General features: G+C 35.3%; 13 protein-coding genes and 3 tRNA genes. 11 read left to right on the forward strand and 5 right to left on the reverse strand.

Annotated elements, in window-relative coordinates; genetic code table 11:
- Positions 1 to 60: 60 nt before the first annotated feature.
- The 4 genes from RHO14_04065 to RHO14_04080 all read right to left on the reverse strand — a co-directional run bounded on the left by RHO14_04065 (position 61) and on the right by RHO14_04080 (position 2134).
- Positions 61 to 1026: a sugar-binding transcriptional regulator gene (locus tag RHO14_04065; GenBank protein ID WVD71981.1), complete on the reverse strand. Its 966-nt coding sequence runs from the start codon at positions 1024 to 1026 to the stop codon at positions 61 to 63.
- 790 nt (positions 1027 to 1816) lie between these two features.
- Positions 1817 to 1892 (reverse strand) — tRNA-Lys (locus tag RHO14_04070).
- A 42-nt stretch (positions 1893 to 1934) separates the two neighbouring features.
- Positions 1935 to 2010, reverse strand: a tRNA-Val gene (locus RHO14_04075).
- 48 nt (positions 2011 to 2058) lie between these two features.
- A tRNA-Val gene (locus RHO14_04080) sits at positions 2059 to 2134 on the reverse strand.
- 199 nt (positions 2135 to 2333) lie between these two features.
- On the opposite strand from RHO14_04080, the gene RHO14_04085 reads away from it, so the two are divergent.
- The 10 genes from RHO14_04085 (at position 2334) to RHO14_04130 (ending at position 10499) form a co-directional block, all read left to right on the forward strand.
- Positions 2334 to 3428 carry a PilN domain-containing protein gene (locus tag RHO14_04085; GenBank protein ID WVD71982.1) on the forward strand — a complete coding sequence of 365 codons (1095 nt, stop codon included), beginning with the start codon at positions 2334 to 2336 and terminating at the stop codon, positions 3426 to 3428.
- Positions 3418 to 3960 (forward strand): hypothetical protein, encoded by a 543-nt coding sequence (locus tag RHO14_04090; GenBank protein WVD71983.1) that lies wholly within the window; start codon positions 3418 to 3420, stop codon positions 3958 to 3960. Before RHO14_04085 ends, RHO14_04090 begins: the two co-directional genes overlap by 11 nt.
- Positions 3957 to 4367, forward strand: a complete 411-nt coding sequence (locus RHO14_04095; protein WVD71984.1) for a hypothetical protein — start codon at positions 3957 to 3959, stop codon at positions 4365 to 4367. Before RHO14_04090 ends, RHO14_04095 begins: the two co-directional genes overlap by 4 nt.
- Positions 4342 to 5607, forward strand: coding sequence for a secretin N-terminal domain-containing protein (locus tag RHO14_04100; GenBank protein ID WVD71985.1), 1266 nt, complete (start codon positions 4342 to 4344; stop codon positions 5605 to 5607). Before RHO14_04095 ends, RHO14_04100 begins: the two co-directional genes overlap by 26 nt.
- Positions 5608 to 5674: 67 nt before the next feature.
- The gene (locus tag RHO14_04105) at positions 5675 to 6493 is read left to right on the forward strand and encodes a Cof-type HAD-IIB family hydrolase (protein ID WVD71986.1); all 819 of its coding nucleotides are present in this window, start codon (positions 5675 to 5677) and stop codon (positions 6491 to 6493) included.
- 1 nt (position 6494) lies between these two features.
- Positions 6495 to 6722: a sulfurtransferase TusA gene (tusA, locus tag RHO14_04110; protein ID WVD71987.1), complete on the forward strand. Its 228-nt coding sequence runs from the start codon at positions 6495 to 6497 to the stop codon at positions 6720 to 6722.
- A 247-nt stretch (positions 6723 to 6969) separates the two neighbouring features.
- On the forward strand, positions 6970 to 7884 hold the full coding sequence (locus RHO14_04115) for a metal ABC transporter substrate-binding protein (GenBank protein ID WVD71988.1): 915 nt from the start codon (positions 6970 to 6972) through the stop codon (positions 7882 to 7884).
- Positions 7881 to 8777: an ATP-binding cassette domain-containing protein gene (locus RHO14_04120; protein ID WVD71989.1), complete on the forward strand. Its 897-nt coding sequence runs from the start codon at positions 7881 to 7883 to the stop codon at positions 8775 to 8777. Before RHO14_04115 ends, RHO14_04120 begins: the two co-directional genes overlap by 4 nt.
- 1 nt (position 8778) lies before the next feature.
- The gene (locus RHO14_04125) at positions 8779 to 9645 is read left to right on the forward strand and encodes a metal ABC transporter permease (GenBank protein ID WVD71990.1); all 867 of its coding nucleotides are present in this window, start codon (positions 8779 to 8781) and stop codon (positions 9643 to 9645) included.
- Complete coding sequence (locus RHO14_04130) at positions 9645 to 10499, forward strand: metal ABC transporter permease (GenBank protein ID WVD71991.1); 855 nt, start codon at positions 9645 to 9647, stop codon at positions 10497 to 10499. The genes RHO14_04125 and RHO14_04130 overlap by 1 nt, the downstream gene beginning before the upstream one ends.
- Before the next feature lie 84 nt (positions 10500 to 10583).
- Here the strand turns inward: RHO14_04130 and bamD are convergent, their stop codons facing one another.
- On the reverse strand, positions 10584 to 11363 hold the full coding sequence (gene bamD / locus RHO14_04135) for an outer membrane protein assembly factor BamD (GenBank protein WVD71992.1): 780 nt from the start codon (positions 11361 to 11363) through the stop codon (positions 10584 to 10586).
- Positions 11364 to 11509: 146 nt separating this feature from the next.
- Here bamD and rluD point away from each other — a divergent pair, with 146 nt between their 5' ends.
- Positions 11510 to 12499, forward strand: coding sequence for a 23S rRNA pseudouridine(1911/1915/1917) synthase RluD (gene rluD, locus RHO14_04140; protein ID WVD71993.1), 990 nt, complete (start codon positions 11510 to 11512; stop codon positions 12497 to 12499).
- Positions 12500 to 12515 lie beyond the last annotated feature (16 nt).

The following is a 12515-nucleotide window of genomic DNA, read 5'->3' on the forward strand; positions in this document are numbered from 1 at the left end:
TGTAATTAAAATAGCTAGTTGGTAAAAAATAACTTGGTTATAAAGCTAAGGCGCGATAAGTTAATCTGGCGGAATAAGCTGGGTTAGAATTGACTGGGCAGTGCCTTTAGTTGTAATTAGTACATTGATATAGCCAGCTGAAATAGCGGCAATAATTGCATCGACTTTTTCACTAGACTGCGCAATACCAATACGATATTTAGCCATTTTTAATTGGTCTAATGTAATGTTAATGATTTTATCTGAAATATTGGTTTGTACACTATCACCTTGATGGTCAAAAAAACGTGAACAAATGTCACCTGCAATCGGTTTATTTTCAAGAGTTTCAATTTGGTCATCATCACCATAAAAACCATGCCATATTGAACTGTTTGAAATATTACATGAGCCAATACCAAACATTGCAATCGTCAATTTAGGCCAATAAGCAGCGATTTGATTATAATGTTGAGATTTAACGATAGCATCACGTAGTGATTTTTCTTCTAAAATAGCAGGGAAGTCCATTAATAGTGAGCGACTATGAAGTTTAGTGGCGATATTATAGACGATAGTATTGACATGAAATTGACTGTTCAGTTTTCCTGCCGGGCCGCCAACCATTGGCACACAAAGTGCATCTTTATGGATTGAGCTATCAAGTTGATTGGCAACTGCAGCTAAAGAACTTCCCCATGAAAAACCAATAATGTCTTGGTTGGTAATTATTTTTTGTAAGTACGTCGCGCCAGCATATCCCATTTTTTGTAATTTAATATCAAGATCCTCATCTTTTTGTGTATCAACAATAATCACCTCATGTAATTTAAAATGTTCTTTTAATTGCTTTTCGAGTAAAGAGGTTTGACAGAGAGTGTAATTAATCTTGAAGGTGATGACTTGCTGTTGTTGCGCTTTTTTTAATAAACGGCTAATCGTTGTGCGATAAATGCCTAGTTTTGCTGATATTTCAGCTTGAGTTAAGTTATCCTCATAATAAAGCTGCGCAATATTAATTAATAGTTTTAACTCATCGTTTGGCATAATCGCTCCTAACATGTTGAATTTAAGCACAAATGTGCATAAATTAAATTTGTATTGTTAATGCAATTACATTAAACGATGCGCAAATGATATCGGTCAAACAATATTTAATTTAATGTGCTAAAACTAATTGTTAATCACAAAAATGCGGCAATAAATAGATAGATATCACAAATGTGCAACATTTCGATGTGGAAACGCTATAATTTTTGTTGGATAAAATAAATCGCAGACATAAAAAAATCACCATCAGGTGATCTCTAAAAATGGTAGGCCTTGAAGGATTGTCTCGTCACATCGTGTGACTCGGCTCTACGAGCGAGTTGCTAAAGCAACTGCTAATCTGTTCCTGACAGATTAGTCGAACCTTAGGTTCTTATCCAAGTTTTGTGTTATCAAATCGCAGGCATAAAAAAATCACCATCAGGTGATCTCTAAAAATGGTAGGCCTTGAAGGATTGTCTCGTCACATCATGTGACTCGGCTCTACGAGCGAGTTGCTAAAGCAACTGCTAATCTGTTCCTGACAGATTAGTCGAACCTTAGGTTCTCATCCAAGTTTTGTGTTATCAAATCGTAGGCATAAAAAAACCACCATCAGGTGATCTCTAAAAATGGTAGGCCTTGAAGGATTGTCTCGTCACATCATGTGACTCGGCTCTACGAGCGAGTTGCTAAAGCAACTGCTAATCTGTTCCTGACAGATTAGTCGAACCTTAGGTTCTCATCCAAGTTTTGTGTTATCAAATCGTAGGCATAAAAAAACCACCATCAGGTGATCTCTAAAATTTGGTGGGTCGTGAAGGATTCGAACCTTCGACCAACGGATTAAAAGTCCGCTGCTCTACCGACTGAGCTAACGACCCAAATAGGTAATAAAAAACTTTTTACTAATACCATCTAAAAGATGGTGGGTGATACCGGGTTCGAACCAGTGACCCCCTCCTTGTAAGGGAGGTGCTCTCCCAACTGAGCTAATCACCCCAAATCTAAGAAATAAATATTTCAAAGATAAAGTTACACAGTAAGAATTGGTGGGTGATACCGGGTTCGAACCAGTGACCCCCTCCTTGTAAGGGAGGTGCTCTCCCAACTGAGCTAATCACCCTTACCGTGTGGAAAAGCATTATAAGGATCCTTGTTTTTCAGTCAACTGTTTTTTTCATTTTTCTGCAAATTATTGTTAATTCGTCTTAAATTTAAACATTTTTTGCGATATTTTTAACATAACTGATATTTTCTTACGGCTTTAGCTATTATTTTTTGGAAAATAGCATCAGATTTTAACTAAGTTGGATATTATTAATTTGTACTATATTACCTTTTTTATTCAAAGTGCAGATGTAACGGGTTTTATGATTAATATTGAGGCAAAGCAAGCAACGATTATCGCTAGGCAACATATCGCAATTACAACGAATGACAATATCAATATTTTTGATTTTCCCTTAACAAAGCTTAAACAGCAATTTTATGGACTTATAAAAAATAGGCCAAAAAATAAGGTGGCTTATCGTATTATTTTTGCTGACAAGGCAGTTATGCAAGCTGAGTTACCTTTACCTAACACTGATTTAAATGCATATGAAATTAAACATTATATTAAAAATTCACTGGCTAAAATCTTTCATACTAAGCAGCGCCTTTGTTATGATTATCTGCCTGAATCAGGTGGTACGAACAGCAAGTCGTTAACTATTTATGCCTATCATTATGAATTTATCGAACGCTATATTGCGTTATTTGCCCAAGATAACTTAAGTTTTGTTGGTATCACAACAACTATGATTGAAAACGGTGCAAATACTCCGTTGCCTATAGCTGATGTTGAACTGCTTGCTCTATTACCAACACTAACCGGCATTAATTTTTTACCTTGGCGTGAAAAACAACAAAAATATAAGAGGACCCATTTTTTGGCGGTCATCGCGGGGTATTTTTTAATTTATAGTGTGATGGTTTGGTTATGGGATCAACACGCATATCCGCATTTAAATGAACAGTTATTAAAAAATCAACAATACCATACTGAGTTAACGCAAAAAAATCAGCAGTTAGTCCAATTAATTAAGTTAAATAATACTTGGTTACAACTAAAATCAGATCTTGCCAAACAAGATAGCCTAAAACAGCAATTAACTTTGCTGGTTAATTATTTAACACTCATTGCGAAAACTGTTCCTGATGGAATATGGTTAGGCTCATTATCATATCAAGGCAATATTCTTGAGCTCAAAGGTGAGAGTTTCTTTTATGCTGATATTTTAACATTCTCAAATTTATTATATCAGCACGATATAACAGGGGTGCATAAGATTGTATCGATCAAAAAGCAGCAATATTTATTAGAATTCACCTTTGATATTCAATTAGCATATTTGGTGCAACAAAATGCTGATTGAAAAACTCGATAAGCTTCTTTATCGTTCAGCCATGCTGCGTTATAGCATGATAACGATCAGTTTTATTTTTTTAGGCTTAATCACTTACTACTTATGGGTTATTCCTTTTCAAGAGCAGTACCAAAGTGAAAAGCGAGAAGGTAAACATTTGCAAGATGAAGCGCTAATACTTAATAATAAACTCGATAGTTATCCGAAGTACCAACAATTAATTACCGATATCGAAATGCTTGAGGTGCAGCGTCAAAATTATAGTAATTATTCTATCAATAAAGTTATTCAAATTATTTCACAGCAATTACTTAATAATCAATTAACCCTTATTGATTTAGATCGTCAAGATGACAACAATAATTGCAATGTTAATTTTACGCTACAAGGAAATTATCACGCTTTAATCCAATTTATTTATCAGCTATCAAAACTTAATCTTAATATTTCAATTAATCGAATATCCGTTATTCGCAAGGCAGATAGTTTAGTTTTTTTGCTGTCTATTTTTTATCAAGGTAAACAGGCAAAAGCACCATGAAAAAATATATTAATATTCTATTTAGCTCGCTCTTAATCTTATTTTTACAACTAAAAACGCCTTTTGCGATAGTCAAAAATCCATTCTTATTGCCTCCAGCATTATCGTGTGATGAATTAAAAGACCAACTAATGTCAAAACTTAGTTTGTGGCAATATCAAGGCTATATTGGCTTATTTTCAACTAAACAGCATATTGACCCAATTATTGGGTTATCAAATCAAGGTGAATGGCTAATTATTAACGAAGTCGTGGCGCCAATATCATTGATGCCGTGGCTGATTATTGATATATCGCCAAAGTACATCACATGGCAAGCTGATTTGCCCCATTATTGCAAAAAAAGAATTACGTATAACATGATATTTGTAGGAGGAAATAATGATGCGATTAACCATCGTCGTTAAGTTAATGATATATTTTATATTGGCTAATTTTACAGTTAATCGTTATGCAATGGGTAGTAATGATGTTGATAATTTGATCTCACTTAACTTTCATCAAGCCCCGACAAGTATTATTTTGCAAACGTTGGCTGACTATCGGCAGTTCAATCTTATTTTAGACGGTGAACTTGATCTCTTACAAACGGTTAAATTAACCAATATTGATTGGTATAAAGCATTAACAATTATTACGGATAATGCAAAGCTACAATATATAATCGATAATAATATACTCATTATTACCGCTAAAGCTGATCCTAAATTATTATTAGATCAGCAGCGTAAAGCGCAAATAGAGCAAGAATTATCATTACCGTTAGTTTATTTTACATTAAAAGTGGATCACACTGATCTTAAGGCATTACAAACGGTTATTTTAGAACAAAAACTCTTATCGGAAAGGGGAAAAGTATTTATTGATGATAGAACCAATACCCTAGTTATTTATGATATTAAAAAAAATATTGATAATGTGATAACGTTAATTAAACAGCTTGATAAACCCATCGCTCAAGTTCATATTTCAGCCCAAATTGTAACAATGAGTAATGAAAGTTTATCTGAACTCGGTATCAAATGGGGATATACTGGCTCATCATCACAATTAATTGATCAATTTGATATAAATTTAGGTTTAGCAAGCAAAGCTGCAACATTGGGATTTAATTTAGCTAAACGGTCAAATCATTTACTAAATCTTGAGTTATCAGCACTTGAAGCTGAAAATCAATTAGAAATTATTGCAAGTCCTACGCTACTTACTGCAAATAAACAAATGGCATCAATTAAGCAAGGCACCGAGATCCCTTATGAAGTGTCAAGTGGCAGCAATGGCGTAACATCGATTGAATTTAAACAAGCAGTATTAGGTTTAGAAGTCACGCCAAGGGTATTAAGTGGTGATCAAATAGAATTAACGTTATATATTACTCAAAATACTGCGGGTCGCTCAATTAAACGCAGTGATGGCGGTGAAGCGCTAGCAATTGATACACAAGAGATTAGAACTCAAGTGTTAGTTAATAATGGTGAAACACTGGTATTAGGTGGAATTTTTCAACAAAGTCGACATCAAGAAACTCGGGCTGTACCTGGCGTTAGTCGACTTCCAATTATTGGCGGTTTATTTAAGTATCAAAGTAAAAAGCAACAAAAACGAGAGTTGATTATTTTTATAACCCCACAATTAATCAGTTTTTAATTTACTTTAATGGTTTTGCATGATGGAGTATAATCTGCGCAAATATTTTATTTGATAAGGGCTGTTTATGTTTCGCGTTGTTGCCTCTGATCTTGATGGTACGTTATTAAACCCGCAACACTGTTTATCCGACTATACCAAAAAAATTCTACAAGCTTTGAGACGAGAAAAAATTAATTTTGTTTTTGCAACTGGCAGGCACCATATTGATGTGGCACAAATGCGTGAAAATATGGAAATAGATGCATTTATGATCACATCAAATGGCGCAAGGGTTCATGATAGCAATGGTAATTTAATTTATAGTAAAAGCCTTGAACCGAGTATCGCTTATGAAGTTGCTCAAGTTGCAATGGATAATCCATTGGTTTATACCCATATTTATCGTGGAGATGATTGGTTAATTAATAAAGAAGATGAATATTCTCTTAGCTTTTTTAATGAAACTAATTTCAAGTATCGATTATTTGATCCGATTGATTTTGCCACTTCTGATATCGCTAAAATTTATTTCACAATAAGTGATATGAGCCAACATTTACATTTAGTTGAACTTAAAAATCAGTTAAAAGCGAAATATGGTTCAAAAATCAGTATCACCTTTTCAACGTTAAACTGTTTAGAGGTTATGGGAAGTGAGGTTTCAAAAGGCTATGCATTAAATGCTGTGGTAAATAAGTTAGGTTTCACCCTGCAAGATAGTATTGCCTTTGGTGATGGTATGAATGATTTTGAAATGCTATCAATGGTTGGTAAAGGATGCATTATGCAAAATGCCAGCGATGAACTTAAAAATAGTTTACCTGATCTAGAAATTATTGGTTCAAATGCAGATGAAGCCGTTCCTCATTATTTAAGTAAATTATTTTTTAACTCAATAATTTAATATGAAAGTAGATAGAGAACTCGATACATTAGGATTACGTTGCCCTGAGCCTATTATGTTGGTAAGAAAAACAATTCGAGAAATGTTAACAGGGCAAGTTTTGCATATTATTGCCGACGATCCTGCAACAGTTAGGGATATTCCTGGGTTTTGCCGTCATATGGATCATCAACTCATTGATAGTCAAATAGAACAAAGCCCCTACCATTATTGGCTTAAAAAGCAGTAGTATAGTGGTCATCATTTCAACTATATTGCCAATGTTATGTTGTTCGACAACAGGATTATTGGCAAATAATATTCAAATCATAAATCGTTTTCGTTAAATTTTTGTTGTAACATATCATTATAGTGTAAAATTAAGTATAATCATTATTATATGCATAATAATGGTTTTTGTATGATAGATAAAAGATTTGACTTTTATTTATTAAATGATAATAATTATCATTAACATTTGGCCGTAAGGTTATTATATGAAATTATTCAATAGTAGCATCACAAAATTTAACGTTTTTCCTCTCTTAGTTTCCTTATTGCTTGTTACGTCTAGCTATCAGGTTCATGCTCAACAAACAAAATTTAAAGTCATCACCACTTTCACAATTATTCAAGATATCGCACAAAATATCGCAGGCGATGCAGCTATTGTTGAATCAATAACTATTCCTGGTGCTGAAATTCATGAATATGAACCGACTCCCAAAGACCTCGTCAAAGCCCAGTCTGCTGATTTGGTGCTGTGGAATGGTTTAAACTTAGAGCGTTGGTTTGAACGATTTTTCCAAGATATTAAAAATGTCCCCTCTGTTATCGTGACAGATGGCATTTCAGCTATGCCAATTCAAGAAGGTAGTTATAGAGGCAATCCTAATCCTCACGCATGGATGTCACCAAGTGAAGGACTTATCTATGTCGAAAATATTCGCAAGGCATTCGTTAAATATGATCCAACCCATGCTGATATCTATAATCAAAATGCGGCAAATTATGTGGCTAAAATAAAAGCGATGGACTTGCCACTACGTGATAAATTATCGGTAATACCAAAAGACAAGCGTTGGTTACTGACCAGTGAAGGTGCATTTAGCTACTTAGCAAGGGATTATGGTTTTAAAGAAGCTTATTTATGGCCAATTAATGCTGAGCAGCAAGGTACACCCAAACAAGTAAAAGCGGTAATTGATCTGGTTAGAAAACATAATATTCCAGTGATTTTTAGTGAAAGTACTATTTCTAATAAACCGGCTATCCAAGTCAGCCGTGAAACCGGTATTAAATATGGTGGCGTTCTTTATGTTGACTCGCTATCAAAACAAGATGGGCCTGTTCCTACTTATCTTGATTTATTAGCTGTTACGGTTGCAACTATTGCTAAAGGTTTTGAATGATGAATACACCCAATAATTCGATAGTACTCAATATTGATGATATTACGGTGACTTACAATAATGGTCACACGGCAATTTACAATACGAGTTTTAAACTAAATGGCGGCACTATCTGTGCATTAGTCGGCGTTAATGGTAGCGGCAAATCAACGCTATTTAAAAGTATTATGGGAATGGTTAAACCTATTAGTGGTACTGTCACGCTAAATAATTTATCGGTTACTAAAGCGTTAAAGCAAAATATTATTGCTTACGTGCCACAAACTGAAGAAGTTGATTGGGATTTTCCTGTTCTGGTCTCTGATGTTGTCATGATGGGGCGCTATGGTCGGATGTCTTTTTTAAGGATCCCATCAAAAGAAGATAAAAAACAAGTTGATATGGCGTTAGAGCGAGTTAGTATGTCGGCACTAAAGAATCGGCAAATTGGCGAGCTTTCAGGGGGGCAAAAAAAACGGGTATTTTTAGCTAGAGCACTTGCTCAGCAAGGCCAAGTCTTACTATTAGATGAGCCTTTTACCGGGGTTGATGTTAAGACTGAAAATGCGATTATTGACCTCTTAAAAGCATTACGAACAGAAGGGCATCTTATTTTAGTTTCTACCCATAATTTAGGTAGTGTGCCTGAGTTTTGTGATCAAGTTGTTCTCTTTAATCGAACCGTACTTGCAACAGGCCCAACTAAAACGACCTTTACACCACAAAATTTAATGACAACATTTGGCGGCGCATTACGTTATTTAAGTTTATCGGGTGATAAATTACATGATGATGAAGATCCAAGAGTCGTTTCAGTATTAACTGACGATGAACGAGCAGCGGTTTTCTATGGGGAAGGGCAAGATGACGCGCCGCACCATGATCTATTACATAAAGCGCTTAGGAAAAAATAATATGTGGGAACTATTATTAGAACCTTTCCAGTATCAATATATGCTAAAAGCCATTTGGGCTAGCTGCTTAGTTGGCGCTGCATGTGCATTTTTATCTGCTTATTTGATGTTAAAAGGGTGGTCGTTAATGGGGGATGCATTATCTCATTCTGTTGTTCCCGGCGTTGCTGGCGCTTATGCTTTAGGCTTACCTTATTCTATCGGCGCATTTTTTACTGGTTTTTTAGCCGCAATCTCAATTACGATAATTCGCTATTTTAGCCGATTAAAAGAAGATGCCATTATTGGTTTTATTTTTTCAACTTTTTTTGCTTTTGGTCTATTAATTATTTCTCTTAATCCAACTTCAGTTAATATCAATGCCATAATTATGGGTAATATTCTAACCATTGCTGATGAAGATTTATGGCAAGTTGAAATTATAATTAGCGCATCACTGCTGGCCTTAATTTTGCTATGGAAAGATTTACTGGTCGCTTTTTTTGATGAAACCCATGCCCGCTCAATTGGTTTATCTCCTCTAAGATTAAAAATCATTTTTTTCACCATTTTAAGTGCGTGTACGGTTGCAGCCTTACAAACTGTTGGCGCTATTTTAGTTATCGCTATGGTTATAACGCCTGGCGCGACGGCTTATTTATTAACTAATCGATTTTCAAGATTACTGATTATTGCCGTATCAATTGGTTTTTTCACGAGTGGTATTGGCGCATGGATCAGCTATTATCTTGATGGTGCGACAGGTGGCGTGATTATTACATTACAAACACTTATTTTTTTATTCGCATTCTTGTTTTCCCCGCAACATGGCTTAATTCCTAATCGTTTACGTATTCGTAAGCAGTTACGTAATAAGGAGTACACTTAATGGAGTGGTTAAATTTTATTATCGAACCATTAAGCTACCCTTTTATGCAAAGGGCAATTATTGTTTCAATTACTACGGGGTTTGTTTGTGCAATCTTATCTTGTTTCTTAGTTTTAAAAGGTTGGTCATTAATGGGGGATGCCATTTCCCACGCGGTTTTACCCGGTATTGTTTTAGCTTATTTAGGTGGTATTCCAATTATTATCGGTGCCTTTGCTTCTGGTTTTTTTTGTTCTTTGGCAACCGGTTATATAAAACAAAATTGCCGGGTAAAAGAAGATACGGTAATGGGCATTGTCTATTCGGGTATGTTTGCTTTTGGTCTGGTTTTATTTTCAAAAGTCGACACAGAGCAGCACCTTAACCATATTTTATTTGGTAGTGTGCTTGGCACTACGCATAGTGAGCTTATTCAAATTATTATTATTGCGCTAATAGTATCATTAGTTACCCTGATAAAACGTCGGGACCTAATGCTTTTTTGTTTTGATCCTGTTCAAGCGAAAGTCGTAGGTTTACCGGTAAAATTGTTACACTATGGCTTACTCACGTTTCTTGCTTTAACTATTGTTGCATCATTGCAGGCAGTAGGCGTTATTTTGGTGATTGCAATGCTAATTGCGCCGGGGATTATTGCTTTTTTGCTGTCTAAACGATTTGAGCGGATGCTAATTATTGCCATTATCGTATCAATTATTTCTTGTATTTCAGGGACGCTTATTAGCTATCATTTTAGTGCAAGTACCAGCGCTTGTATCGTTTTGATACAGGCATTACTTTTTATTTTTGCACAAGGTTATCGACTAATCGTTAATTATCGACTCAGTATTTTAAATCGAAAATTGACTAATTAAATTATAGTGAATGGTATTTCGATACTTAATGACGCCTTTATCTATAGCAAAGCGGTGAATATTTTCACCGCTTTCATCTTTGGGTTAGAAAATCCACAAAAATGGTTTGTCATCATTGATCTTTGATGATGTATTACCTAGATTTGCTTCTATTAGTTTATTGGTATTTTCGGCTTCGTCTGTTAAACCTAATTGAGTATAAGCATTACGCATGAGGAGTAATCCATGCTTCGCTGAATCAGTATCCGAAAATGTTACTAGCATATCTTTAACTCGATTAACAACGGCAACATAAGCTCCACGGTCAGTATAGTACTGCGCAACTTTCAGTTGGTATTTTGCTAAACGATCTTTTAACGCAATAAGTCGTTTTTCTGCATCATAGCTGTATGGGCTATCAGGATAATTAGCCACTAAATAGGTGAAGTCTTTAAATGCAGCTTGTGCATAAGAGGTTTCACGATCAGCGCGATCGACATTAAACCAACCTTGAATTTGGTTGTTATCTTGTGCCATGTTTGCAAGACCACGAATATAAATAACCCAATCAACATTTGGATGTGTCGGATTAAGTTTTAAAAAACGGTCAATTGAAGCAATTGCTACTGGCAAATCACCTGATTTATAGTATGCATAAATCAAATCCAGTTGAACTTGCTGAGAATAAGGACCAAACGGATAGGCTTTATCAAGCGCCTCTAAAATTGTGATGCTCGATCGAATATTGCCATTTTGTAATTCTTGCTCTGCTTTGGTATATAAATCTTTTTCTGGTACATTATCAACATCAGGTTTTGATGATGAACAAGCCATTAATAGACCCGTCATTGCAGCGATAAAAGAATATTTAAGATATAATTTCATTCAATCATTAATCCATTGTTATTTATTTTAAAACTTTTATGTAAGAAATGTAAAATAAACATTAACCCATTTGAACGTATATGATACTCTAATTTATCATAGCTTAAAACACTCAAGAGTGAAAACTCCACTTAATATAGATAATTATGTCAGATAGCACACTAAAAAAGTTAGAATTAACCGCTGAAGTTGAAGAACATCAATTAGGCTTGAGGCTAGATCAGGCCTTGGCTGAACTGTTTTCACAGTATTCGCGTTCACGAATTAAAGATTGGATTGTAAATGGTCATGTAAAAGTAAATAATATTGTCGTTGATAAGCCGAAAGAGCGCGTACTTGGTGGCGAACAAATTATTCTTAATGCTTTAATTGAAGAAGAAACCTATCATCAAGGCGAAAAAATATCTCTCAATATCGTTTACGAAGATGACGATATTTTGGTGATTAATAAACCGCGTGACTTAGTTGTTCACCCTGGTGCGGGCAATCCAAATGGTACGGTTTTAAATGCACTGCTTTATCATTATCCTGATATTGCAAGTGTACCAAGAGCCGGAATTGTTCATCGATTAGATAAAGATACGACGGGATTAATGGTAGTTGCTAAGACTATTGAGGCACAAACTCGCTTAGTCGAATCTTTACAACTACGCGAAATTACACGTGAATATGAAGCCGTTGCGATGGGCATAATGACCGCTGGCGGCACAATTGATAAGCCAATCACGCGTCATCCAACTAAGCGTACTCATATGGCCGTATTTCCAACAGGTAAGCCTGCCGTAACTCATTACCGAGTAATGGAAAAATACCGTGCCCATACCCGTTTACGTTTACGCCTTGAAACTGGCCGTACTCATCAAATTCGTGTCCATATGGCACACATGGCTCACCCATTAATTGGCGATCAGCTATATGGCGGCAGACCAAGACCACCAAAAGGAGCAACCGATGAATTTTTCGAAACGTTGCGTAATTTTGACCGCCAAGCTTTACATGCAACAATGTTAAGGTTATTTCATCCAATTACAGGTGAACAGATGGAATGGCATGCCCCACTTCCAGAAGATATGCAGCAATTGATTAAAGTATTGCAAGAAGATACTAAATTGCATCAAGATGAGATTGACTGGTAAATCATTATGATTAAGG

Source organism: Orbaceae bacterium lpD04 (assembly GCA_036251935.1).
GTDB lineage: Bacteria > Pseudomonadota > Gammaproteobacteria > Enterobacterales > Orbaceae > Orbus > Orbus wheelerorum.

What these genes read in the sequence shown, in the direction of transcription:
- RHO14_04065 (WVD71981.1), bottom strand. Translation starts at nt 1,026, where the DNA reads ATGCCAAACGATGAGTTAAAACTATTAATTAATATTGCGCAGCTTTAT.
- RHO14_04090 (WVD71983.1), top strand. Translation starts at nt 3,418, where the DNA reads ATGCTGATTGAAAAACTCGATAAGCTTCTTTATCGTTCAGCCATGCTG.
- RHO14_04095 (WVD71984.1), top strand. Translation starts at nt 3,957, where the DNA reads ATGAAAAAATATATTAATATTCTATTTAGCTCGCTCTTAATCTTATTT.
- RHO14_04100 (WVD71985.1), top strand. Translation starts at nt 4,342, where the DNA reads ATGATGCGATTAACCATCGTCGTTAAGTTAATGATATATTTTATATTG.
- RHO14_04105 (WVD71986.1), top strand. Translation starts at nt 5,675, where the DNA reads ATGTTTCGCGTTGTTGCCTCTGATCTTGATGGTACGTTATTAAACCCG.
- tusA (WVD71987.1), top strand. Translation starts at nt 6,495, where the DNA reads ATGAAAGTAGATAGAGAACTCGATACATTAGGATTACGTTGCCCTGAG.
- RHO14_04115 (WVD71988.1), top strand. Translation starts at nt 6,970, where the DNA reads ATGAAATTATTCAATAGTAGCATCACAAAATTTAACGTTTTTCCTCTC.
- RHO14_04120 (WVD71989.1), top strand. Translation starts at nt 7,881, where the DNA reads ATGATGAATACACCCAATAATTCGATAGTACTCAATATTGATGATATT.
- RHO14_04125 (WVD71990.1), top strand. Translation starts at nt 8,779, where the DNA reads ATGTGGGAACTATTATTAGAACCTTTCCAGTATCAATATATGCTAAAA.
- RHO14_04130 (WVD71991.1), top strand. Translation starts at nt 9,645, where the DNA reads ATGGAGTGGTTAAATTTTATTATCGAACCATTAAGCTACCCTTTTATG.
- bamD (WVD71992.1), bottom strand. Translation starts at nt 11,363, where the DNA reads ATGAAATTATATCTTAAATATTCTTTTATCGCTGCAATGACGGGTCTA.
- rluD (WVD71993.1), top strand. Translation starts at nt 11,510, where the DNA reads ATGTCAGATAGCACACTAAAAAAGTTAGAATTAACCGCTGAAGTTGAA.